1 protein-coding gene is annotated in these 272 nt (G+C 40.4%); it reads left to right on the top strand.

All coding sequences use genetic code 11. From position 1 onward, the window contains the following. Positions 1-25 precede the first annotated feature (25 nt). On the top strand, positions 26-272 hold a 247-nt coding region (locus tag RMT89_RS43065), incomplete at its 3' end, for a hypothetical protein (protein ID WP_315889207.1).

Raw genomic sequence — 272 nt, 5'->3', positions numbered from 1 at the left:
CGTCAGAGTCGGCACTGTAACCAGTGTGCCGTTCTTTTTTGCCATGCAAAAACCTTTTGAAGTATCGTTAAATCAGGGTATACCAGTATTAATTCGGATTGAGGCAGGGCGCTTGTATGAAAACCTGACTTTGCAACAATTAGGGCAAGAGTTAGCGTTAGCTGTTAGTCGAGGCTTACATGCGGTATTAAAAACCGGTAATTTGCTTACTTGCGCCATTTATGTTGATTTATATATCAATATCGATTTACTGGCTGATTGCAAATTTCGTC

Source organism: Streptomyces sp. P17 (genome assembly GCF_032436805.1).
Taxonomy (GTDB): Bacteria; Actinomycetota; Actinomycetes; order Streptomycetales; family Streptomycetaceae; genus Streptomyces.
This window is presented reverse-complemented; position numbering and strand designations above follow the sequence as displayed.